Source organism: Enterobacter sp. 04-C-12-SI-ECC (assembly GCF_047530715.1).
In the GTDB taxonomy this organism is placed as follows: domain Bacteria; phylum Pseudomonadota; class Gammaproteobacteria; order Enterobacterales; family Enterobacteriaceae; genus Enterobacter; species Enterobacter bugandensis.
In genome coordinates this window covers 266,325-289,530 of sequence record NZ_JBLKDI010000001.1, presented here as the reverse complement: position 1 = coordinate 289,530, position 23,206 = coordinate 266,325, and the positions used below count along the sequence as shown (strand labels likewise).

The window sequence follows — 23,206 nt, the reverse complement described above, 5'->3', positions numbered from 1 at the left end:
TGATGAATGTTACAAAGTAGACACAGTGGGGCAAGCCAGGCTCGCCCCACGTATTGCCATTAATGCTTGATAATATAAAGATTCTTAACGGAAATATTATCCAACGGGTCTTTACCGGTATAACCCCCTACCCACGGTTTCACCAGACGGGCGTTAACGTAGTAGTAAACCGGTACAATTGCAGAGTCTTTATCGAGCTGTTCTTCTGATTTCGCGTACAGCTCTGCGCGCTGCGCATCGTCAGACACTTTCAGGGTTTCAGCGATGATCTTGTCAAACGCCGGGCTCTTATAGTGCGCCGTGTTGTTTGAACTGTCGCTGAGCATGGTGTTCAGGAATGATGTCGGTTCGTTATAGTCCGCACACCAGCCCGCACGCGCCACGTCGAAGGTCCCCTGATGACGCGTATCGAGGAAGGTTTTCCACTCCTGGTTTTCCAGCTTAACGTTCACGCCCAGGTTTTTCTTCCAGATAGACGCGACGGCAATCGCCAGTTTTTTATGCAGATCTGATGTGTTATACAGCAGGTTGAACGTCAGCGGCTTGTCTGCGGTGTATCCTGCTTCAGCCAGCAGTTTTTTCGCTTCTTCGTTACGTTTTTCCTGCGACCATTTGAACCACTCAGGCTCAACCAGTTTCATCCCATCGGTATACGGAGGCGTGTAGCTGTACGCCGGCAGATCGCCCTGGTTTTTCACTTTGTTCACGATGATATCGCGATCCAGTGCCAGCTTCAGCGCGGTACGAACGCGCACGTCGGTGAACGGTGCTTTCTGGTTGTTGATTTCGTAATAATAGGTGCACAGATATGGATCGACGTGAACTTCTTTCGGGATCTCTTTCTTCAGCTTCTGGAACAGTTCAATCGGCATGTTGTTATAGGTCATGTCGATTTCACCGCTGCGGTAGCGGTTAACGTCGGTCACTTCGGAAGAGATTGGCAGGTAGGTGACCTGATTAATCACGGTCTTCGCGTTATCCCAGTACTGAGGGTTACGCTCCAGCACCATACGTTCGTTGACCACCCAGTCTTTCAGCTTATAGGCGCCGTTGGTCACGATATTGGCAGGCTGCGTCCATTTTTCACCAAATTTTTCCACGGCGGATTTTGGTACCGGCGAGACGGACGGGTGAACCAGCAGCTTATAGAAGTACGGAACAGGTTCGCTCAACGTCACTTCAAAGGTATTAGCATCGATCGCCTTCACGCCCAGGTCGGTGACCGGCTTTTTACCGGCGATGATGTCATCGATATTGGCGATGTGGCCATACTGCAGATAGCTCGCATACGGAGAGGCGGTATTTGGATTCGCCAGGCGCTGCCAGCTATACACGAAATCTTCGGCGGTAACCGGTGTACCGTCGGACCATTTGGCATCTTTACGCAGATGGAAGGTCCAGACTTTGAAATCTTTGTTTTCCCACTTTTCTGCCACACCCGGTGCCGGGTGGCCGTCTACGTCAGTCACCAGCAGACCTTCGAACAGGTCGCGGTTAACGTTTGACTCAGGAACGCCTTCAATTTTATGCGGATCGAGAGACTGCACTTCCGCACCGTTGTTACGCACCAGCGTCTGTTTTTCCGCCAGCTGAACACCAGCAGGAACGTCCGCAGCCATTGCAGCGTTTCCCGCGATTAGCGCAGTTAAAATCCCCGCCGCTACCAGATTTTTTTTTGTGATGATGGACATTGTGTTGGTACTCCACTCATTATAATTACTGGCTTTCGCCAGCTGTCTAATCCCCTGTTGGGGCCTGTACAGCGCAGGAGTTTTTTTTGCTGCTGTCAGGTTCTTTTTTTACTGCTTGCTATCACCGACTTTTTTATTACTGACCGCTCGTATGGCCGTCTTGCGTCGATTCTTGCCAGGCCTCCCCTGTTTGAGACCTGTGCTGGATATCTGAGAAGAGGATTATATGAAAATAATTCTCATCTACTTGTTTTAGGCTGCAAAATAGTAGGCCGGAAAGTATCAAATGGCGTAAACACGCGCCAATACATTTTGCAAATTTGTTAAGCAATTCTCTTTTACGGCCCAGGTCGTATCGTCCTGCCCAGCCCTTCCATACGTTAATCATCCTAAAAAACACTTAAAATTCAAACCAATATGGAAGATATTCCCTTCAGGCGCGTCGCTGCATTATCATCGGGTAGTTTTGTACGAAAATTTAACAATTGATTATTATTTAGCACATTCATCTAACGAAATGTTGAAATTACTAATATCATTTCGGTTATCCCGCAGCAAGCCCAAGACTATCGTGTGAGTAAAATAACAGTGCGTTCGAAGATTTTCTGTGCAGGCAGGCTTGAGATGAATTCATAACTCTATGAAATATATGAGATGAACATTATTAGTAGAATTTATTATGACAGGTAAGCTTTTCAACTTTATTTATATGATTTGCTGATATTGATACAAAAAAAACGGCGCCGAAGCGCCGTTCTTTCGTATGAAATATCAATGTAACAAGCCGGGGAAAATGCTTTTAATACCCGTGACAATGAACTCGATCCCGAGTGCCATTAACAGCAGCCCCATGATACGCGTAATAACGTTGATGCCGGTCTGCCCCAGCAGGCGTACCAGCAACGGCGCCATGCGGAATACGCCCCAGCAACAGAGCGCGAAAACGGCAATCGCGACAGAAAAACCAATCAAATGCATGAGGCTATGGTAACGCGTGCCCCAAACAATGGTTGAACTGATGGCACCCGGCCCGGCCATGAGGGGCAATGCCAGCGGAACCACGCCGATACTTTCGCGGATGGCGGTTTCTGACTTTTCCTGCTTGTTCTGCTTATCCTCACCCAGCTTACCGCTGATCATGGACATGGCAATGGTCACCACCAGGATCCCGCCCGCAATGCGGAAGGAGTCAATCGAGATGCCAAAGAGCTGGAGAATGGCATCACCCAGGAAAAGCGAGGTGAGCAAAATGATTGCCACAGACAGGTTAGCGGTAAGATTGGTTTTGTTCCGGGCCGCCGCCGTCTGGTAACTGGTCATACTAATGAAGACAGGAATGATCCCCACCGGGTTGACCAGGGCAAACAGACCAATAAAAAATTTGAAATACGTTGGAAAATCAAAGAGCGTTTGGATCACGTTTTGCTCCGCTTTTGCGCATGCCCGGGACAGTTACATTGTTAGGAAAAATCGCGCTGAAGATACGCTTTTTATTAGCATACTTCACCAGAAATCTGTGCCAAAACGTTAGCATTTCAGAATGTTAAACATATGTTGAGACAATGATAGCGTCACTTCCAATAGTTACTTAATTAATTAACAGTGGACATATATCCATTAAATAACCCTGCTGAAAGGTATCAGCTTGGTGGAAAATTGATGCAGATCATGATTTCCGTACTCAGAAGTGAGTAATCTTGATTACGCCCCCAGGGAGGTCACCTGACAAAAAGGAATGATGCTAAGGTAAGGCTCTTTTAGTAAATTAGTGTACTGGAGCATAAAGTAACCCTTTGTTTTACTTTATGTAACGCAAGTCGTATTGGCACTGTCTATACTGTCTGACGTATCGAGCGCTGGTTTACTAAAAGAGTTTAAACATTATCAGGAGAGCATTATGGCTGTTACTAATATCGCTGAACTGAACGCCCTCGTCGAGCGCGTTAAAAAAGCCCAGCGTGAATATGCCAATTTCACCCAAGAACAGGTTGATAAAATCTTCCGCGCGGCCGCTCTGGCTGCTGCAGATGCTCGAATCCCTCTCGCTAAAATGGCCGTTGCCGAATCTGGCATGGGTATCGTTGAAGATAAAGTGATCAAAAACCACTTTGCTTCTGAGTATATCTACAACGCCTATAAAGATGAGAAAACCTGTGGCGTTCTGTCTGAAGACGACACCTTCGGGACGATCACCATCGCCGAACCTATCGGCATCATTTGCGGTATTGTTCCAACGACTAACCCTACCTCAACGGCTATCTTCAAATCGCTGATCAGCCTGAAGACCCGTAACGCAATCATCTTCTCTCCACATCCACGTGCGAAAGACGCAACAAATAAAGCAGCAGACATCGTTCTGCAAGCAGCAATTGCTGCGGGCGCACCAAAAGATCTGATTGGCTGGATCGACCAACCTTCTGTTGAACTGTCTAACGCGCTGATGCATCACCCGGACATTAACCTGATTCTGGCGACCGGTGGTCCTGGTATGGTTAAAGCAGCATACAGCTCCGGTAAACCAGCAATTGGTGTAGGCGCAGGTAACACCCCCGTTGTTATCGATGAAACCGCTGACATCAAACGTGCTGTTGCGTCTGTGCTGATGTCTAAAACCTTCGATAACGGCGTTATCTGTGCATCTGAACAGTCTGTAGTTGTTGTTGATTCCGTGTACGACGCAGTACGCGAGCGTTTCGCCAGCCACGGCGGCTACCTGCTGCAGGGCAAAGAGCTGAAAGCGGTTCAGGACATCATCCTGAAAAATGGCGCGCTGAACGCTGCTATCGTAGGTCAGCCAGCCTATAAAATTGCTGAACTCGCAGGCTTTACCGTTCCGGCGACCACCAAGATCCTGATCGGTGAAGTTAAAGTTGTTGACGAAAGCGAGCCGTTTGCTCACGAAAAACTGTCTCCTACGCTTGCTATGTACCGTGCGAAAGATTTCGAAGACGCGGTAGAAAAAGCCGAGAAGCTGGTTGCCATGGGCGGTATCGGTCATACCTCATGTCTGTACACCGACCAGGATAACCAGCCAGAGCGTGTTGCCCACTTCGGTCAGATGATGAAAACTGCTCGTATCCTGATTAACACCCCTGCTTCTCAGGGTGGTATCGGTGACCTGTATAACTTCAAACTCGCACCTTCCCTGACTCTGGGTTGTGGTTCCTGGGGTGGTAACTCCATCTCTGAAAACGTTGGTCCAAAACACCTGATCAACAAGAAAACCGTTGCTAAGCGAGCTGAAAACATGTTGTGGCACAAACTTCCGAAATCTATCTACTTCCGCCGTGGCTCTCTGCCAATCGCGCTGGATGAAGTGATTACTGATGGCCACAAACGTGCGCTCATCGTGACTGACCGTTTCCTGTTCAACAACGGCTACGCTGACCAGATCACCTCTGTGCTGAAAGCGGCTGGCGTCGAAACTGAAGTGTTCTTCGAAGTTGAAGCTGACCCAACCCTGAGCGTTGTACGCAAGGGTGCTGAACTGGCGAACTCCTTCAAACCAGATGTGATTATCGCACTGGGTGGTGGTTCCCCAATGGACGCCGCGAAAATCATGTGGGTTATGTACGAACATCCGGAAACCCACTTCGAAGAGCTGGCGCTGCGCTTTATGGACATCCGTAAACGTATCTACAAGTTCCCGAAAATGGGCGTGAAAGCGAAAATGATCGCCGTCACCACTACTTCCGGTACCGGCTCAGAAGTGACGCCATTCGCGGTAGTAACAGATGACGCAACAGGTCAGAAATACCCGCTGGCTGACTACGCGCTGACGCCAGATATGGCTATCGTTGATGCCAACCTGGTAATGGAAATGCCGAAGTCTCTGTGTGCGTTCGGTGGTCTGGATGCCGTGACTCACGCGCTGGAAGCCTACGTTTCTGTACTGGCGTCTGAGTTCTCTGACGGTCAGGCTCTGCAGGCTCTGAAACTGCTGAAAGAAAACCTGCCAGCGTCCTACAACGAAGGTTCTAAAAACCCTGTAGCACGTGAACGTGTCCACAGTGCAGCAACCATCGCCGGTATCGCGTTTGCGAACGCCTTCCTGGGTGTTTGCCACTCTATGGCGCACAAGCTGGGTTCACAGTTCCACATTCCTCACGGTCTGGCGAACGCCCTGTTGATCAGCAACGTTATCCGCTATAACGCCAACGACAACCCAACCAAGCAGACTGCGTTCAGCCAGTATGACCGTCCGCAAGCGCGCCGTCGTTATGCTGAAATCGCTGACCACCTTGGTCTGAGCGCACCGGGCGACCGTACTGCTGCGAAGATTGAGAAACTGCTGGCATGGCTGGAAAGCCTGAAAGCTGAACTGGGTATTCCTAAATCTATCCGTGAAGCAGGCGTTCAGGAAGCTGACTTCCTCGCTCACGTAGACAAGCTGTCTGAAGATGCCTTCGATGACCAGTGTACTGGTGCTAACCCGCGCTACCCACTGATCTCCGAGCTGAAACAGATTCTGCTGGATACCTACTACGGTCGAGAGTTCAAAGAAGGTGACGTTGCAGCTGTGAAAACAGAAGCTCCTGTCATTAAAGCTGACAAGAAAGCGAAGAAAAGCGCTTAACTGACAGCCTGAGGAAAAAACCCGCCTGTATGGCGGGTTTTTTTATGTCTGAATAGCGGCGGATATTATTTTCTGTTGTCGTGCTGGATCGCCGTCAGCGAGCCTACGGACAACGCTTCCTTATAATGCTTACGACAGACCGACACATAGCGTTCATTGCCACCAATCACCACCTGCTCACCGTCCGCATAAGGTTTTCCAGCCTGGTCGAGACGAAGCACCATGCTGGCCTTGCGTCCGCAGAAACAGATAGTTTTTAGTTCAACCAGCTTATCTGACCAGGCAAGCAAATACTGGCTTCCGGCAAACAGCTCCCCGCGGAAGTCCGTACGCAGACCGTAGCACAGAACGGGGATATCGAGCTCATCAACCACTTCAGAGAGCGCGTGCACCTGTTCACGCGTCAGGAACTGGCTCTCATCAACCAGCACGCAGTGAATGGGCTCTGACGCATGCGCAGCGCGGATATCCTCCAGCAGGTCAGTTTGCGGGTTAAACAGCCTGGCTGGCGAAGAGAGGCCTATTCTGGAACTCACCTTCCCTGCACCGAAGCGATCGTCAATTTCAGCGGTATAAACAACGGTACGCATTCCTCGCTCCTGGTAATTGTATGAGGATTGCAGCAGTGCGGTGGATTTCCCGGCATTCATTGCCGAATAGTAGAAATAAAGTTGTGCCATTGGCCGTAAAACCCTAATCAATGTGTAATATTCCCGATGATTCATTGTACCATATTTTGTCTGGTCATCAGCGACACGCCGCACAAACGATGCCGTGCTGAAAGGTGTAAAACGCCCTCTTTTCGCAAAAATAATCCGCTAAAACAGAGAGTAATGACGGTCATGCTGGTGAATAGGTTATATGGTTAACCAAACATAACACTTCTTTTTATAGTGGAATCTGCGTTCATTAAAATTCACTATTTATTAACTATTCCTGCCTTAACACCGTCGCCTGGAACAAATACAAAAGGCTGATATTTATCCGCCGCAACTATAATTCCTGCGGCAAATGTCACAAAAAAAAGATGCAAGCGGCGGGGTTAAGCAGGTTATCGTGATAACAAGCGAGACTGCCAAAGAGGAAATTTAAGTTAGCGTAATTAATAATAGCGGCTTTATTTAGTATTTTTTGAATTCCTTACATTCCTGGCTATTGCACATCTGAATTTATGGCTCTATTATTAGGTCAACAAACCACCCCCCATTATAAGTTTGAGATTACTACAATGAGCGAAGCACTTAAAATTCTGAACAACATCCGTACTCTTCGTGCGCAGGCAAGAGAATGTACCCTTGAAACGCTCGAAGAAATGCTGGAAAAATTAGAAGTTGTAGTTAATGAACGTCGCGAAGAAGAAAGCGCTGCTGCAGCTGAAATCGAAGAGCGTACGCGTAAACTGCAGCAATATCGTGAAATGCTGATTGCTGATGGTATCGATCCAAATGAATTGCTGAACAGCATTGCTGCTGCAAAAACCGGTACCAAAGCAAAACGCGCTGCCCGTCCTGCTAAATATAGCTATGTAGATGAGAACGGCGAAACTAAAACCTGGACCGGCCAGGGCCGTACTCCTGCTGTAATCAAGAAAGCTATGGATGAGCAAGGTAAACAGCTGGATGACTTCCTGATCAAGGATTAATCAAGCCGAATTCAGAAAAATCCCGCCTCTGGTGGGATTTTTTTTGCCCGCAATTTATCACTAACATCCTCTTACACTCCGTCATAAAGCGTTATTCGGCTATTTAGTTTCGCTTACAAACAGGCTGATCATGGCGTTTTATGGGCATAAAAAAACCGGTGGGCAGCGCCACACCGGTTTCATAGATTTACGCCTGGATTATTTCTTAATACCCATACTCTCTTTGAGCCAGCCTTTAAATTCTTCACCCAGCGTATTATGGCGAATGCCGTATTCAACGAACGCCTGCATATAACCGAGCTTATTACCGCAGTCATGGCTCTTACCTTTCATGTGGTAAGCCTCAACGGTCTCTTTCTCGATCAGCATATCAATGGCATCCGTCAGCTGGATTTCATCCCCTGCTCCTGGAGGCGTTTTCGCCAGCAGAGGCCAGATTTCAGCACTCAGGACATAGCGACCCACCACTGCAAGATTAGACGGCGCTACGTCGGCTTTAGGCTTCTCTACGACACCAACCATTGGCACGCTTTCGCCTGGCTCAAGGTTCACGCCCTTGCAGTCAACCACACCGTAAGCGGTCACGTCTTCAACTGGCTCAACCATAATCTGGCTGCAGCCCGTTTCGTCAAAGCGGTGGATCATCTCAGCCAGGTTGTCCTGGGAAAGATCGGATTCGTATTCATCCAGAATCACGTCAGGCAGAATAACCGCGACGGGCTCATCACCCACAACCGGGTGTGCACACATAACCGCGTGGCCCAGACCTTTAGCCAGCCCCTGACGAACCTGCATAATGGTGACGTGCGGAGGGCAAATAGACTGAACTTCTTCTAACAGCTGACGCTTAACGCGTTTTTCCAGCATGGCTTCGAGTTCAAAACTTGTATCGAAGTGGTTTTCGATAGAGTTTTTAGATGAATGCGTAACCAGCACAATTTCAGTAATGCCGGCCGCGATACACTCATTAACGACATACTGGATTAATGGCTTATCAACCAGTGGCAGCATCTCTTTAGGAATCGCCTTAGTTGCTGGTAACATCCTGGTCCCCAATCCCGCTACCGGGATGACGGCCTTTCTGACTTTCGAATTTAGGGCAGCCATTCAAATTCTCCTGAGCTGTTCAAGTTTTGAACTTTTATGCAATAAATAACGCGTTGAGTATATCAGCCTCGCCCCGCAGTCCGGGTCTGAAAAGAACGCGTTGCCGATGAATTAGGACAAATACGCATGAATCTGGGCAGCGATAGTAGCACTCCCGAGAAAACACAGGTAAAGCAATCTTAAAATTAAGATCCAATTGATTATTCCGTGGACAACATTAAGCGAAGCCTTCCCCCGGCACCCCAAATTTGGCACTGCCAGGAAGAACAGCGATGGCTAATTTGATTTAGATACGCCGTTCCCAGTGTTCCAAGCGGCACCCCGTTACTCACCTGAATATGGTGTTCCCCGGTATTCAGTGACGCGTTGAGACCTGCAGAAACGAGGATAAGATTCTTTAAACCGCTATGGTAATAACCAACCAGCAGCGGGAACTGTCCGGGTAAATTGGCCTGACGAAAAAGCTGGTTTACCTGTTTGAGTAAACTGCCTAACTCTGGGAGCCGTTGTCCCTGATGTGATAACTGTTCCTGCAATAATCCATTAAAGAGCGCGCGAAGTAACAATGCAGCTAATACGCCATTATCCCCTGCACGGGTTACGTCCAGAGAATAAAATGCGAGGTCGGAATCAGACAGAGGTGCAATATCCAGCACCAGCCCAGGCTGATCGGCCGCCACCAGCTGGCGATAGTTTACGCGGCAGTGGGAAATAGTTTGCTGAACGGGAGGCTGAAGTTCTTGCAACAATTTCGCCGCCGCTGGCGGATTACTCACCAGCGCGTCCCAGTCCTGAAAAAGGCGTTCCTCTTCCTCAACGCGGGAATTAAACATATTTGGATAAAGGCACGCTAATACCGTTTCACGTAACCGGTTCAGATCTTTGACGGGTTTCAGCAAAATATCCTGAACGCCAAGACGTAATGCTTTGGCAATATCCGCCATATTTTCTGTCGCGGAGATCACCAGAATGGGCATCTGGTCACCCTCGTTGCGCAGATGTTCAACCAGTTTCAGCCCATTCATTCGCGGCATCGCGATGTCGCAAATCATCAGATCGGGCGTAATACCGGTCATTTTTTCCAGCGCGTCGACACCATCTTCAGCCAGTAAAGTGTTTGCTCCCAGCGAGGATAACCACGAATCCAGTAGCGATCGGAAAACGGGCTCGTCTTCAACAATCAAAATGTGTTTTCCGGCCAATGGCTGCGTCATGGTTCCTCCCCTGGCTGACAGTTACTAAATAGTGGCATGCTATCGGCACTATCGCCTGTCAGATTTTGCTGAAGTAGTCAAAAAAAGGTGCTTAACGTGCTGTTCGCACAAACGGCAGCAACTCGTCTATTTTCTTTTCGACGGCTAGCGAGCCCGCTGCGATGGCGGCCTCAGCCCGATGGAAATCAAGGGTAGAGATTTGCGGACAGTAAGGCTGAATAAGAATATCCGGAGGATCGCCAGCCATACGGTTACGTTTAAGGCGATTCTCAAGAACCTGAATTGAGGTGGTCATGATCTCCATGGCCGTCGGTGCGGCAACCGAGCGTCGTGCGGCCAGGCGACCAATTCTTCCGCGCAGGCGTTCATGCCAGGCAAGCTTTTCAACGTCGGCATCTTCGCTCTGCAGATTGACCGGCATAAGGTCTTGCTGCATCAGATGAGCGTCGTGCTGCAAATCAACGGCGATGACGATGTCCGCCCCCATGGCGCGCGTCAGAGAGATGGGAACCGGGTTCACGACACCACCATCGACAAGCCAGTAACCGTTATGGGGCACGGGCGCCATAAGCCCAGGAATACTGCATGAAGCACGCACCGCAAGGTGAATATCCCCTTCGGTCAGCCAGAGTTCACGGCCTGTGCTGAGATTAGTTGCGACGGCACCGAAAGGCATCCGGCAGTCAGTAAAGTCTTCGAGAGGCATCACCCGGCGGAACTGGTTAAAGACGCGTTCACCGCGCAACAGCCCACCGCGCTGCCAGGAGAGATCCATCAGACGCAGCACGTCCCAATAGCTGAAGGAGCGCACCCAGGTTTCGAGATCCGGAAGCTTGCCGCACGCGTAGGCGGAGCCGACAAGCGATCCGATTGAACATCCTGCTACGATATCAACGTCAACGCCCATCTTGTTTAAGGCATTAATCACGCCGATATGAGACCATCCCCGGGCTGCACCTGATCCCAGCGCCAGTCCAATTTTAACCTTTCTCATTAGCCCTGTTTTACTTCCCCTGGATTCCTGACATAGCGTCAACGCAACTGCTCAGTTAACATAGTGCTACCCGAGGCGTTTTACGCCCTTATTTTTTGTTCCAGGAAGAGAATCGTGTCTCAACTCTGCCCCTGTGGTAGCGCTCTGGAGTATAGCCTATGTTGCCAGCGATATCTTTCTGGCAATCAGGTTGCACCGGATCCGTCACACCTCATGCGTTCACGGTATACTGCTTTTGTGATCAAAGACGCAGACTACCTGATAAAAACCTGGCACCCGTCCTGCCACGCCGCCGATTTCCGACAGGAGATCGAAGCCGGGTTCGCCAACACCCACTGGCTTGGGCTTACCGTGTTTGAATCTTCACCCGGTAGCCACCACGACGAAGGCTTTGTCAGCTTTGTTGCCCGTTTTACCGAGAACGCCAGGCCTGGCGCCATTATCGAGCGTTCCCGGTTCTTAAAGGAAAGCGGGCAGTGGTACTATATTGACGGTACGCGCCCACAGTTTGGTCGTAACGATACCTGCCCTTGTGGTTCAGGAAAAAAATTCAAAAAGTGTTGCGGGCAGTAACGCCTGACAACCCAGACTTCGCAAATACAAACAGGATTTCCCGGCGATGCAATCATTACAACGTAAAGTTCTGCGCACTATCTGTCCCGATCAAAAAGGGCTGATCGCACGAATCACCAATATTTGCTACAAGCATGAACTGAATATCGTGCAGAACAACGAGTTCGTTGACCACCGTACCGGTCGCTTCTTCATGCGTACCGAACTGGAAGGCATTTTCAACGACACCACCCTGCTGGCCGATCTGGACAGCGCGCTGCCGGACGGTTCCGTGCGTGAGCTGAATCCTGCGGGCCGTCGTCGCATTGTGATTCTGGTGACGAAAGAAGCTCACTGCCTGGGCGATCTGTTGATGAAGGCCAACTACGGCGGCCTGGACGTAGAAATTGCCGCTGTTATTGGCAACCACGAAACCCTGCGCACGCTGGTTGAACGTTTTGATATTCCGTTTGAGCTGGTAAGCCATGAAGGCCATACCCGTGAAGAGCACGACAACCTGATGGCTGCTGCCATTGAAGCGCATAACCCGGACTACGTGGTGCTGGCGAAATATATGCGCGTGCTGACGCCTTCCTTCGTCGCCCGCTTCCCGAACAAGATTATCAATATTCACCACTCGTTCCTGCCGGCCTTTATTGGCGCGCGGCCTTATCACCAGGCGTACGAGCGCGGCGTGAAGATCATCGGCGCAACCGCGCACTACGTTAATGACAATCTGGACGAAGGTCCCATCATCATGCAGGACGTGATTCACGTGGATCACACCTACACCGCAGAAGATATGATGCGCGCCGGACGTGACGTTGAGAAGAACGTGTTGAGTCGTGCCCTGTATCAGGTGCTGGCGCAGCGTGTCTTTGTCTACGGTAACAGAACCATCATTCTTTAATCTTTCGGAAAATGAATTGATTAGCTTTGCGCCTTTACGGATAAAAAGCAGGCAAACAGCGTCTTTTCCCTAAAGGAATGCTTTACAGGGGCGTCTCATTTGATATGATGCGCCCCGCTTCCAGCAGGAAGCAGGCCAGTAAAAAAGCATTACCCCGTGGTGGGGTTCCCGAGCGGCCAAAGGGAGCAGACTGTAAATCTGCCGTCATCGACTTCGAAGGTTCGAATCCTTCCCCCACCACCATCATTTCAAACGACACTTAATATTCTGCTCGCACCGTGCATCATGTATTTCCGCAAGGGGAAGGATGAGAAGCTTCGACTAAGGTTCGATTCGAGCGCAGCGAGAAAGCGTTGCCGCAGGCAACGACCCGAAGGGCGAGGCGCAACGCGCCGAGTAATCCTTCCCCCACCACCATCACGTCCAGCAAAATCCCAAGTCATATTAAAACCAAACACTCAACCGAATCCGCCTCTGTAGGCCTGGTAAGGCGCATCCGCCCCCCGGCGACAGACGACTACATTGGCGGCAAACGACGCTTCACCGGCGAACTTTTCACAATCGACGTATTACATTGGGCATGTTCCGCCAGCCCGTCCAGCAGCGCATCCAGTTGTTCTATCGATCGCACCACCAGCCTAATCACAAAGCAGTCTTCCCCGGTCACCTTGTCGCTCTCAATACACTCCGGCATCGCCTGTATGTATTTATCCACCTTATGCAACAGCCCCGGCAAAGGCCGCACCCGTACCAGCGCCTGCAGCGTATACCCCAGCGCCGCGAGATTCACCCGTGCGCCATACCCCTGAATCACGCCCCGCTCTTCCAGCCGCTTAAGGCGCTCTGCCGTGCTGGGTGAGGTCAGACCGATGCGGCCGCTGAGCACCTTCAGCGACATGCGCGCATCCTCAACCAGACAGGCTAAAATTTGCCGATCGATATCATCAATAAGGTATTCCACTCGTTTCACCTAATTTAAAAATGCAGTTAACACCTTCAACCTTATCTCATCCCTGTAAAACCCAACAGCGATTTCCGACAATAGCGTTATTAATCAGGAGGTGAATAATGCGTGATTTACATAAAGGCGTCTGGCAGATGAGTCTGGCGATGTTAATTTCCGGCTCTATCGGCGCGTTTGTTTTGCTCAGCGGTCTGCCGGTGACGGAAGTGGTGTTCTGGCGCTGCCTTATTGGGGCAATAGCGCTTTTCATTTTTATCCGGGTAAGTCAAAAGCCCTTTAGCCCCCTCACCCGCACCACGCTGCTGCTGGCGATACTCGGCGGTGTGGCATTAGTGGTGAACTGGCTGCTGCTCTTCGCAGCCTATGAGCGGATCTCTATTGGTCTTTCGACCGTGGTCTATAATACTCAGCCGTTTATGCTGGTCCTGATTGGGATGTTTTTAGGCGAGCGCGTCAGCGTGGTGAAATGGGGCTGGCTGTTCCTTGCCTTCGGCGGCGTGGTGATACTGCTCTCCAGCGAGCTGACCGGCACCCACGACACTGAATGGCTGGCGGGTATTAGTCTGGCAATGGCCGCGGCCTTCTTCTACGCGCTGACGGCAATCATTGCGCGCAAACTGAAAACTATCGCACCGCAGCATATTGCCTTTATTCAGGTGCTGACGGGCGTCGTGATGCTTCTGCCGTTTGCCAGCTGGCCGTCATTTTCCGGTGATTTTCCCTGGCCGATCCTACTGACGCTCGGCATCGTCCATACCGGCATTATGTACCAGCTGCTCTACAGCGCGATTCAGAAGCTACCTACCCCCATTACCGGCTCACTGTCGTTTATCTATCCGGTGGTGGCGATCGTTGTCGATAACCTGGTGTTCGAGCACTCGCTGAACCTGACGCAGCTGGCGGGCGGCGCGCTGATCCTGTTTGCTGCAGCGGGCAACAACCTGGGCTGGGGCGAAAAAAAACCCCGCGATTGCGGGGTTGGTATCAAGACGCTGAATTAGCGACGGGCACGCACAATCTGGTATTTGCGCGTCAGGTACTCCACCGGCGCGCTCCAGATATGCACCAGACGGGAGAACGGGAACAGCACAAACAGCGTCATCCCCAGCACAAGGTGAACACGGAAGATAAACGCCACGCCCTCCAGGTGCTCAGACGCTCCGCCGTGGAAGGTCACGACGGACTGCGCCCACCCCACCAGCTTCATCATTTCACTGCCGTCCATATGCTGCGCAGAGAATGGAATAGTCAGCAGACCCAGCGCGCACTGCACCATCAGCAGGGAGAGGATCAGGATGTCCGCTGCAGTGGTGGTTGCACGCACGCGCGGGCTGAACAGACGACGTTTCAGCAGCAGCAGGCCACCCACAAGGGTCATCACACCGCAGGCACCACCGGCGATCATCGCCATCTTCTGCTTCACTTCAATCGGCAGCCACGCTTCGTACATCCAGTGCGGCGTCAGCATCCCAAGGAAGTGACCGGCAAAAATCCCCAAAATACCGATGTGGAACAGGTTAGACGCGACGTGCATCCCTTTGCGGTCCAGCATCTGGCTGGAGGCAGCACGCCAGGTGTACTGGCCGTAGTCATAGCGCAGCCAGCTTCCCACCAGGAACACGGTGCCCGCGATATACGGGTAAATGTCAAAGAAGAACATATTCAGGAAGTGCATTAGTGCCGTCCTCCGTTAGAGATATTCAAATATTGCGGGGCAACCGCGCCGGCAAAACGACGCTGGTGAGCGGAGATTTCAGACTCGCCGCAGTTCTGGTCAGCAAAGAATTTCACCTGCTCTTCTTCCCAGACCGCATCCAGCGCTTGCGGGGTATCGTCGCGGGCTTCATCCGCGATTTTCTCCGCCACTTTTTCACTGTCTACAGAGGCGTTCGCCAGCTTCACCAGCAGATCGAACAGTACGGCATAGCGGCTCTCGCGCTGCTGTAGACGCGCGCCGAGCAGCGCAAGAATCGGGGCGATATCCTGCAGACCGCCCAGCGCCTCTTCTTTCGGCAGCTGCGCCAGATACTCCAGGTACAGCGGCAGGTGGTCCGGAAGCTCGCGGCTGTCGAGCTGCAGGCCGTGCTGCTCGTACTGGGCCATCAGGTCCACCATCGCCTGACCGCGGTCGCGGGATTCCCCGTGAACGTGTTCAAACAGCAGCAGCGACGTCGCGCGCCCTCGGTCAAACAGCTGGCTGTAGTCCGCCTGCGCGTCGAGCAGATCGCGTGCCAGCAGATCGCGGAGGAAAACGCCCAGCTTCTGGGCATCCTCTTTATCCAGGTTTTCAGATGACGCGAGTGCATCAAAGAGTTCCTGTTGATGCTGCGCAAGCGCAGCGTCAGGGTACTCGAGCAGGCGCGAAACAATGACGAGTTCGATCATTGGTGCGGCTCCGTTTTGCTGGTCACATCCATCGCGTCGATGCGGCGGCTGTTGAACAGGTTGAATTTACTGTCTGACCCGTGGCAACCGTCGCCAAAGGTAAAGCCACACCCGCTTTTCTCCGGGAAGGCCTCGCGGGCCAGCTCGCGGTGGCTGCTTGGCACCACGAAACGATCTTCGTAGTTAGCGATTGCCAGATAGCGGTACATCTCCTGCGCCTGCGCTTCGGTCAGGCCGACCTCTTCCAGCGCGCGGGTATCGTTAACGCCGTCAACGGTTTCCGCACGTTTGAAGTGACGCATTGCCAGCATACGTTTTAGCGCCAGCAGCACCGGCTGGGTATCTCCGGCGGTCAGCAGGTTTGCCAGGTACTGAACCGGGATACGCAGGCTTTCCACGTCTGGCAGAATACCGTTGCTGCCCAGCTCACCCGCGTCCGCCGCAGACTGAATCGGAGACAGCGGCGGCACGTACCAGACCATCGGCAGGGTGCGGTATTCCGGGTGCAGCGGCAGAGCCAGCTTCCAGTCCATCGCCATTTTGTACACCGGCGACTGCTGTGCGGCGTCGATGACGCTCTGCGGAATGCCGTCTTTCAGCGCCTGCTCAATCACCTTCGGATCGTTCGGATCGAGGAAGACGTCCAGTTGACGCTGATAGAGATCTTTCTCATTCTCGGTGCTTGCGGCATTCTCAATCGCGTCCGCGTCGTACAGCAGCACGCCGAGGTAACGAATACGACCTACGCAGCTCTCGGAGCAGACGGTCGGCATACCGGCTTCGATACGCGGGTAGCAGAAGATGCACTTCTCAGACTTACCGCTCTTCCAGTTGAAGTAGATTTTTTTGTACGGACAGCCGGTGATGCACATGCGCCAGCCGCGGCACTTGTCCTGGTCGATCAGTACGATGCCGTCTTCTTCACGCTTGTAGATGGCACCGCTCGGGCAGGTCGCGACGCACGCCGGGTTCAGGCAGTGTTCGCACAGGCGCGGCAGATACATCATGAAGGTGTTTTCGAACTGGCCGTACATCGCCTTCTGCATGTTCTCGAAGTTCTGGTCTTTGGCGCGCTTTTCGAACTCGCCGCCCAGAATTTCTTCCCAGTTTGGACCGCTGGTAATTTTGTCCATGCGCTGACCAGTGATCAGCGAGCGAGGACGGGCGATCGGCTGGTGTTTGCTTTCCGGCGCGTTGTGCAGGTTCTGGTAGTCGTAATCAAACGGCTCGTAATAGTCCTCAATGCCCGGCAGGTGCGGGTTAGCGAAGATTTTACCCAGCAGCATTGCGCGGTTACCCATGCGCGGCTGCAGCTTGCCGTTGATTTTGCGGATCCAGCCGCCCTTCCACTTCTCCTGGTTTTCCCAGTCGGTCGGGAAGCCGGTGCCCGGCTTGCTTTCCACGTTGTTGAACCAGGCGTACTCCATACCTTCGCGGCTGGTCCAGACGTTTTTACAGGTGACCGAGCAGGTATGACAGCCGATGCATTTATCCAGATTCAGCACCATGCCGACTTGTGAACGAATTTTCATTTTACGCTCTCCTGTACCTGGTCATTACCTTCGCCATCTAACCAGTTAATATTCTTCATCTTACGTACCACCACGAACTCATCGCGGTTCGATCCTACGGTGCCGTAGTAGTTAAAGCCGTAGGCCAGCTGCGCATAGCCACCGATCATATGGGTCGGCTTCGGCGTAATACGGGTCACGGAGTTGTGAATACCGCCGCGCTGCTCGGTGATCTCTGAACCCGGCAGGTTCACGATACGTTCCTGCGCGTGATACATCATGGTCATCCCGGCCGGTACGCGCTGGCTCACCACCGCACGCGCCGTCAGGGCGCCGTTGCTGTTGAACACTTCAATCCAGTCGTTATCTTCGATACCCAGATCTTTGGCGTCCGCTTCGCTCATCCAGACAATCGGACCACCGCGCGACAGGGTCAGCATCAGCAGGTTGTCGCTGTAGGTGGAGTGGATACCCCACTTCTGGTGCGGCGTCAGGAAGTTCAGCGCCTTCTCAGGGTTACCGTTCGATTTCGCGCCCATCACCGCTTTCACGGAGCGGGTGTCGATTGGCGGACGGTACACCAGCAGGCTTTCACCGAAGTCGCGCATCCACTGGTGGTCCTGATACAGTGACTGACGACCAGAAAGCGTGCGCCATGGGATCAGCTCATGGACGTTGGTATAACCAGCGTTATAGGACACATGCTCATCTTCCAGACCAGACCAGGTCGGGCTGGAGATAATCTTGCGCGGTTGAGCCTGGATATCGCGGAAGCGGATTTTCTCTTCCTCTTTATTCTTCGCCAGATGCGTGTGGTCGCGACCGGTAAATTCACTCAGGGCCGCCCACGCTTTCACCGCCACGTGGCCGTTGGTTTCCGGTGCCAGGGTCAGGATCATCTCCGCCGCATCAATTGCCGTGTTCAGCATTGGCTGGCCTTTGGCCGGGCCTTCTGCTTTGGTGTAATTGAGCTTGCGCAGCAGGTCCATTTCGCTCTGGGTGTTCCAGGCGATGCCTTTGCCGCCGTTACCGATTTTCTCCATCAGCGGGCCAATAGAGGTAAAGCGCTCGTAAGTTGCCGGGTAATCACGTTCAACCGGAATAATGTGAGGCGCGGTCACGCCCGGGATCAGGTCGCATTCGCCTTTTTTCCAGTCCTTCACGTCAAGCGGCTGCGCCAGTTCGGCTGCGGAGTCGTGCTGGATTGGCAGCGTCACCACGTCGGTCTCTTTGCCCAGGTGACCTACGCAGACTTCGGAGAATTTCTTCGCGATGTCTTTGTAAATATCCCAGTCGCTTTTCGATTCCCACGCCGGGTCAACGGCGGCAGACAGAGGATGAATAAACGGATGCATGTCCGAGGTATTCATGTCGTCTTTTTCGTACCAGGTGGCGGTTGGCAGCACGATATCGGAGTACAGGCAGGTGCTGGACAGACGGAAGTCCAGCGTCACCACCAGATCCAGCTTGCCGTCCAGACCATTGTCTTTCCACTCCACTTCTTCTGGCTTCACGCCGCCCTGCTTGCCGAGGTCTTTACCCTGAATACCGTTCTCGGTGCCCAGCAGGTATTTCAGCATGTACTCGTGACCTTTACCGGACGAGCCCAGCAGGTTGGAGCGCCAGATGAACAGGTTGCGCGGATGGTTTTTGCCGTTCTCAGGCTGTTCTGCCGCGAAGCGGATGGAGCCTTCCTTGAGCGATTTCACGGTGTAATCCACCGGCGACATGCCCGCTTGCTTCGCCTCTTGTGCAATGCGCAGCGGGTTAGTGCCCAGCTGCGGCGCAGACGGCAGCCAGCCCATGCGTTCAGCGCGCACGTTGAAATCAATCAGGTGGCCGCTGTAGCGGGATTTATCCGCCATCGGCGACAGCAGTTCCTGCGCGGTAACCGTCTCGTAGCGCCACTGGCTGGAGTGGTTATAGAAGTAGGAGGTGCTGTTCATGTGACGTGCCGGACGCTGCCAGTCAAGGGCAAACGCCAGCGGCTGCCAGCCGGTCTGCGGACGCAGTTTTTCCTGGCCCACATAGTGCGCCCAGCCGCCGCCGCTCTGACCGACGCAGCCGCAGAAGATCAGCATGTTGATCAGACCGCGATAGTTCATATCGAGGTGATACCAGTGGTTCAGACCGGCACCCACGATGATCATCGAGCGACCGTGGGTCTTGTCGGCGTTTTCCGCAAACTCGCGGGCGATACGAACGATCTGCGCGCGCGGTACGCCGGTGATCTGCTCCGCCCAGGCCGGGGTGTAGGCCTTCACGTCGTCATAGCTGGTTGCGCAGTTTTCGTCGTTCAGACCGCGCTCCAGGCCGTAGTTCGCCATGGTCAGGTCATAGACGGTGGTGACCAGCGCGGTAGAACCGTCGGCCAGCTGCAGGCGTTTAACCGGCAGCTTGTGCATCAGCACGTTTTTCAGTTCGACCTTGTTGAAGTGCTCGGAACCTTCACCACCAAAGTACGGGAAGCCAACCTCGGCGATCTCGTCCTGGCTGCCCAACATGCTGAGGCGCAGCTCCGTCTCTTCACCGGTGGTGCCGTTGCGCTGCTCAAGGTTCCACTTGCCCTTCTCGCCCCAGCGGAAGCCGATAGAGCCGTTTGGCGCCACCAGCTCGCCGTTGCTGTTATAGGCAACGGTTTTCCACTCAGGGTTGTTTTCCTGGCCCAGCGCGTCCACCAGATCGGCGGCGCGCAGCGTGCGGCCCGCGGCATAGTAGCCCTCACGCTCTTCCAGCATCACCAGCATCGGCATGTCGGTGTAGCGACGCACGTAGTCGGTGAAGTACTGGCTCGGTTTGTCGAGGTGGAATTCGCGCAGCATGACGTGGCCCATCGCCATCGCCATCGCGGCATCGGTACCCTGTTTCGGTGCCAGCCACAGGTCGCACAGCTTGGCGATTTCCGCGTAGTCCGGGGTGACCGCAACGGTTTTTGTCCCTTTGTAGCGTACTTCGGTAAAGAAGTGCGCGTCCGGGGTACGGGTCTGCGGAACGTTAGAGCCCCAGGCGATGATGTAGCTGGAGTTGTACCAGTCGGCGGATTCCGGCACGTCGGTCTGCTCACCCCAGGTCTGCGGAGAGGCAGGCGGCAGGTCACAGTACCAGTCGTAGAAGCTCAGGCAGGTCCCGCCGATAAGCGACAGGTAGCGCGCGCCGGAAGCGTAAGAGACCATCGACATCGCCGGGATTGGCGAGAAGCCCGCCACGCGGTCAGGACCGTAGGTTTTTACGGTATAGACGTTGGAGGCGGCAATCAGCTCGTTCACCTCTTTCCAGGAAGATCGAACGAAACCACCGCGACCGCGCGCCTGCTTGAAGCTTTTCGCTTTGTCGGCATCTTCAATGATAGAGGCCCACGCATCAACCGGGTCGCTGTGCTGCACTTTCGCTTCACGCCACATTTTCATCAGGCGTTTGCGCATCAGCGGGTATTTCAGACGGTTGGCGCTGTAGAGATACCAGGAGTAGCTGGCCCCGCGCGGGCAGCCGCGCGGTTCATGGTTCGGCATATCCGGACGGGTGCGCGGATAGTCGGTCTGCTGCATTTCCCAGGTCACCAGACCGTTTTTAACGAAAATCTTCCAGCTACATGAGCCAGTGCAGTTTACGCCGTGGGTAGAACGGACGACTTTGTCATGCTGCCAGCGCTGGCGGTAACCGTCTTCCCAGTCCCGGTTGGTATCCAGAACCTGGCCGTGCCCATCGGCAAAAGTTTCACCCTTCTGTTTGAAGTAGCGAAACCGGTCCAAAAATTTGCTCATCGGGTATCTCCTGTATGGAGCCTGTGGCTCTCTAAATCGACATTGCTGATTTGCAGCGAAGGTAACGCCCTGAAAGAGGGGGAGAATTGATAACGATCAAGACGAAGAGGGACTGTAAAAGGAGGGGTTAGACCAAATACCACCAAAGCGGTATATTTTTAAAACGAATAAATGAATGATTTATAAAGATATTTATCATTCATCGTACAATAACCCCGGCAAAATTTAACATCTCAGGTATTAAGGGGTAGACATCCCTGCAAAGCGATGGCGATCACGGTGTTACCCGCAGATGACTGCTGTAAAAGCTTTCAGTATGTTGTAACTATTATTCAGTCGAAAAAAAACGCGGCCCGAAGGCCGCGTTAACGGATAATCACACTTACTTATTTTTCTTGGTATTACGGCCATATACCAGCCACGTAATCACGACGCAGGCGATATAGAAGACGAGGAAGACTTTCATGGCGCCAGCCGGAGATCCGGTCAGGTCAAGCGAGATGCCGAACGCTTTCGGAATAAAGAAGCCGCCAATTGCGCCAATAGCCGAGATAAAGCCCAGGGCCGCAGCCGTATCCGTCGCCGCTTCACGCATAGCCTGCTCTTCGCTTCCGCCCTGCGCTTTCACGCGATCCATCGTCAGCTTGCGGAAGATCACGGAGATCATCTGGAAGGTGGAAGCACTCCCCAACCCGGCCGTCAGGAACAGCACCATAAACACGCCGAAGAAGGCAAAGAAGTTACCGCCCTGCCCGTCAGAAGGCAGCGTCAGGAACAGCAGCGCGCAGAAGACTGCCATCACAATAAAGTTCACCAGCGTAACGCGAGTCCCGCCCAGACGGTCGGAGATCATGCCCCCCAGCGAACGCGCCAGTGCGCCAATGAACGGACCGAAGAAGGCGAATTGCAGGATCTGCACGTCCGGGAACTGAGTTTTCGACAGCATGGCAAAGCCCGCTGAGAAGCCGATAAACGAACCGAAGGTAGCCAGATACAGCAGCGCCATCACCCACAGGTGTCCACGCTTCAGCACCGGAAGCTGCTCGCTCAGGGATGCTTTCGACGCGCTCAGATCGTTCATAAAGAACCACGCAGCGAGGGTGAAGACCACCAGGAACGGGACCCAAAACCAGGCCGCGTTCTGCAGGTAGAGGGAAGAACCATCCGCCTGTTCAACGCCGCCGCCACCGAAGGCGGCAAAAATAGAAACAGAGATCGCCAGCGGCGCAATCAGCTGCATCACGCTTACGCCCATGTTGCCCAGACCGCCGTTAATACCCAGCGCGCCGCCCTGCTTCGCTTTCGGGAAGAAGAAGCTGATGTTCGCCATGCTGGAGGCGAAGTTAGCGCCGGCGAAACCGCACAGCAGGGAGATAATCACGAACACGCTGAACGGCGTGGAGGTATCCTGCACCGCGAAGCCTAGCCACACGCAAGGGACGATCATGATGCCCGTACTGAACGCCGTCCAGCGACGGCCACCGAATACCGGGACCATAAACGCGTAAGGGACACGCAGCAGCGCGCCAGACAGCGACGGCAATGCGGTAAGCATAAACAGCTGATCGGTCGTGAACGTAAACCCTACTTTCGGCAGGTTTACCGCGACCGCGCTAAACAACATCCATACGCAAAACGCTAAAAGCAGACACGGAACGGAAATCCACAGATTCCGGCTTGCTACACGATGGCCGCGCTGTTGCCAGAACGCCGGATCCTCTGGACGCCAGTCTGTAATAACGGCACCATTTTCCCTTTCGGGAGCGGATGAGTGACTCATAGACACCTCTGATTCTCGAATGATGCTGCAAACATTAGGGTTTTAGGGCGGCGGTAAGTTGATATAAATCAAAGGAAAAGTGCGGGGATTTGCGGCGCAAAAAAAGGGGTTATCCTTAG

17 protein-coding genes, 1 tRNA gene and 1 other RNA gene are annotated in these 23,206 nt (G+C 53.1%); 7 read left to right on the top strand and 12 right to left on the bottom strand.

All coding sequences use genetic code 11. The features are described from left to right. Positions 1-59: 59 nt before the first annotated feature. Both oppA and ACMWL8_RS01395 read right to left on the bottom strand, forming a co-directional pair. Positions 60-1,691: an oligopeptide ABC transporter substrate-binding protein OppA gene (oppA, locus tag ACMWL8_RS01400; RefSeq protein WP_028013430.1), complete on the bottom strand. Its 1,632-nt coding sequence runs from the start codon at positions 1,689-1,691 to the stop codon at positions 60-62. Between the two features lie 771 nt (positions 1,692-2,462). After that, complete coding sequence (locus ACMWL8_RS01395; protein ID WP_041909604.1) at positions 2,463-3,110, bottom strand: YchE family NAAT transporter; 648 nt, start codon at positions 3,108-3,110, stop codon at positions 2,463-2,465. A 478-nt stretch (positions 3,111-3,588) separates the two neighbouring features. Here ACMWL8_RS01395 and adhE point away from each other — a divergent pair, with 478 nt between their 5' ends. Then, positions 3,589-6,267 carry a bifunctional acetaldehyde-CoA/alcohol dehydrogenase gene (gene adhE, locus ACMWL8_RS01390; RefSeq protein ID WP_028013432.1) on the top strand — a complete coding sequence of 893 codons (2,679 nt, stop codon included), beginning with the start codon at positions 3,589-3,591 and terminating at the stop codon, positions 6,265-6,267. 65 nt (positions 6,268-6,332) lie between these two features. On the opposite strand, the gene tdk is transcribed toward adhE, so the two are convergent. After that, the gene (tdk, locus tag ACMWL8_RS01385; protein ID WP_028013433.1) at positions 6,333-6,947 is read right to left on the bottom strand and encodes a thymidine kinase; all 615 of its coding nucleotides are present in this window, start codon (positions 6,945-6,947) and stop codon (positions 6,333-6,335) included. Positions 6,948-7,495: 548 nt separating this feature from the next. Between tdk and hns the strand changes: the two genes are divergently transcribed. Further along, positions 7,496-7,909: a histone-like nucleoid-structuring protein H-NS gene (gene hns / locus ACMWL8_RS01380; protein ID WP_028013434.1), complete on the top strand. Its 414-nt coding sequence runs from the start codon at positions 7,496-7,498 to the stop codon at positions 7,907-7,909. 198 nt (positions 7,910-8,107) lie between these two features. Here hns and galU read toward each other — a convergent pair whose 3' ends face one another. The 3 genes from galU to rssA all read right to left on the bottom strand — a co-directional run bounded on the left by galU (position 8,108) and on the right by rssA (position 11,224). Then, a complete protein-coding gene (gene galU / locus ACMWL8_RS01375; RefSeq protein ID WP_028013435.1) occupies positions 8,108-9,016 on the bottom strand; it encodes a UTP--glucose-1-phosphate uridylyltransferase GalU in 909 nt (302 codons plus the stop codon). Positions 9,017-9,216: 200 nt separating this feature from the next. Continuing rightward, positions 9,217-10,230, bottom strand: a complete 1,014-nt coding sequence (gene rssB / locus ACMWL8_RS01370; protein WP_028013436.1) for a two-component system response regulator RssB — start codon at positions 10,228-10,230, stop codon at positions 9,217-9,219. 91 nt (positions 10,231-10,321) lie between these two features. Continuing rightward, a complete protein-coding gene (rssA, locus tag ACMWL8_RS01365) occupies positions 10,322-11,224 on the bottom strand; it encodes a patatin-like phospholipase RssA (RefSeq protein WP_028013437.1) in 903 nt (300 codons plus the stop codon). A 114-nt stretch (positions 11,225-11,338) separates the two neighbouring features. Here rssA and ACMWL8_RS01360 point away from each other — a divergent pair, with 114 nt between their 5' ends. The 4 genes from ACMWL8_RS01360 (at position 11,339) to ACMWL8_RS01345 (ending at position 13,103) form a co-directional block, all read left to right on the top strand. Beyond that, positions 11,339-11,797, top strand: coding sequence for a YchJ family protein (locus ACMWL8_RS01360; protein WP_041909602.1), 459 nt, complete (start codon positions 11,339-11,341; stop codon positions 11,795-11,797). 46 nt (positions 11,798-11,843) lie between these two features. Next, on the top strand, positions 11,844-12,686 hold the full coding sequence (gene purU, locus ACMWL8_RS01355; protein WP_028013439.1) for a formyltetrahydrofolate deformylase: 843 nt from the start codon (positions 11,844-11,846) through the stop codon (positions 12,684-12,686). Between the two features lie 158 nt (positions 12,687-12,844). Next, positions 12,845-12,929 (top strand) — tRNA-Tyr (locus ACMWL8_RS01350). A 43-nt stretch (positions 12,930-12,972) separates the two neighbouring features. After that, a non-coding RNA gene (locus ACMWL8_RS01345) (RtT sRNA) lies at positions 12,973-13,103 on the top strand. Positions 13,104-13,203: 100 nt separating this feature from the next. Here ACMWL8_RS01345 and ACMWL8_RS01340 read toward each other — a convergent pair. Beyond that, entirely contained in the window at positions 13,204-13,647 is a 444-nt protein-coding gene (locus tag ACMWL8_RS01340) for an Lrp/AsnC family transcriptional regulator (protein WP_041909598.1), read from the bottom strand. Positions 13,648-13,754: 107 nt separating this feature from the next. Here ACMWL8_RS01340 and ACMWL8_RS01335 point away from each other — a divergent pair, with 107 nt between their 5' ends. Continuing rightward, positions 13,755-14,651 (top strand): DMT family transporter, encoded by an 897-nt coding sequence (locus ACMWL8_RS01335; RefSeq protein ID WP_045261095.1) that lies wholly within the window; start codon positions 13,755-13,757, stop codon positions 14,649-14,651. On the opposite strand, the gene narI is transcribed toward ACMWL8_RS01335, so the two are convergent. From narI to ACMWL8_RS01310, 5 genes are all read right to left on the bottom strand, one after another. Then, positions 14,648-15,325 carry a respiratory nitrate reductase subunit gamma gene (narI, locus tag ACMWL8_RS01330; RefSeq protein ID WP_028013442.1) on the bottom strand — a complete coding sequence of 226 codons (678 nt, stop codon included), beginning with the start codon at positions 15,323-15,325 and terminating at the stop codon, positions 14,648-14,650. The two genes, ACMWL8_RS01335 and narI, sit on opposite strands and share 4 nt — an antisense overlap. Further along, positions 15,325-16,035: a nitrate reductase molybdenum cofactor assembly chaperone gene (narJ, locus tag ACMWL8_RS01325; RefSeq protein ID WP_045261096.1), complete on the bottom strand. Its 711-nt coding sequence runs from the start codon at positions 16,033-16,035 to the stop codon at positions 15,325-15,327. The genes narI and narJ overlap by 1 nt, the downstream gene beginning before the upstream one ends. Further along, positions 16,032-17,567 (bottom strand): nitrate reductase subunit beta, encoded by a 1,536-nt coding sequence (gene narH, locus ACMWL8_RS01320; RefSeq protein ID WP_028013444.1) that lies wholly within the window; start codon positions 17,565-17,567, stop codon positions 16,032-16,034. The genes narJ and narH overlap by 4 nt, the downstream gene beginning before the upstream one ends. Then, the gene (locus ACMWL8_RS01315; protein WP_045261097.1) at positions 17,564-21,307 is read right to left on the bottom strand and encodes a nitrate reductase subunit alpha; all 3,744 of its coding nucleotides are present in this window, start codon (positions 21,305-21,307) and stop codon (positions 17,564-17,566) included. Before ACMWL8_RS01315 ends, narH begins: the two co-directional genes overlap by 4 nt. A gap of 382 nt (positions 21,308-21,689) precedes the next feature. After that, the gene (locus ACMWL8_RS01310) at positions 21,690-23,087 is read right to left on the bottom strand and encodes a NarK family nitrate/nitrite MFS transporter (protein ID WP_045261098.1); all 1,398 of its coding nucleotides are present in this window, start codon (positions 23,085-23,087) and stop codon (positions 21,690-21,692) included. Positions 23,088-23,206 lie beyond the last annotated feature (119 nt).

Excerpts from the sequence above, each read along its gene's own strand:
- galU (WP_028013435.1), bottom strand. The coding sequence starts at position 9,016 with ATGGCTGCCCTAAATTCGAAAGTCAGAAAGGCCGTCATCCCGGTAGCG.
- oppA (WP_028013430.1), bottom strand. The coding sequence starts at position 1,691 with ATGTCCATCATCACAAAAAAAAATCTGGTAGCGGCGGGGATTTTAACT.
- narI (WP_028013442.1), bottom strand. The coding sequence starts at position 15,325 with ATGCACTTCCTGAATATGTTCTTCTTTGACATTTACCCGTATATCGCG.
- ACMWL8_RS01315 (WP_045261097.1), bottom strand. The coding sequence starts at position 21,307 with ATGAGCAAATTTTTGGACCGGTTTCGCTACTTCAAACAGAAGGGTGAA.
- narJ (WP_045261096.1), bottom strand. The coding sequence starts at position 16,035 with ATGATCGAACTCGTCATTGTTTCGCGCCTGCTCGAGTACCCTGACGCT.
- narH (WP_028013444.1), bottom strand. The coding sequence starts at position 17,567 with ATGAAAATTCGTTCACAAGTCGGCATGGTGCTGAATCTGGATAAATGC.
- adhE (WP_028013432.1), top strand. The coding sequence starts at position 3,589 with ATGGCTGTTACTAATATCGCTGAACTGAACGCCCTCGTCGAGCGCGTT.
- ACMWL8_RS01335 (WP_045261095.1), top strand. The coding sequence starts at position 13,755 with ATGCGTGATTTACATAAAGGCGTCTGGCAGATGAGTCTGGCGATGTTA.
- rssB (WP_028013436.1), bottom strand. The coding sequence starts at position 10,230 with ATGACGCAGCCATTGGCCGGAAAACACATTTTGATTGTTGAAGACGAG.
- rssA (WP_028013437.1), bottom strand. The coding sequence starts at position 11,224 with ATGAGAAAGGTTAAAATTGGACTGGCGCTGGGATCAGGTGCAGCCCGG.
- ACMWL8_RS01310 (WP_045261098.1), bottom strand. The coding sequence starts at position 23,087 with ATGAGTCACTCATCCGCTCCCGAAAGGGAAAATGGTGCCGTTATTACA.
- purU (WP_028013439.1), top strand. The coding sequence starts at position 11,844 with ATGCAATCATTACAACGTAAAGTTCTGCGCACTATCTGTCCCGATCAA.
- hns (WP_028013434.1), top strand. The coding sequence starts at position 7,496 with ATGAGCGAAGCACTTAAAATTCTGAACAACATCCGTACTCTTCGTGCG.
- tdk (WP_028013433.1), bottom strand. The coding sequence starts at position 6,947 with ATGGCACAACTTTATTTCTACTATTCGGCAATGAATGCCGGGAAATCC.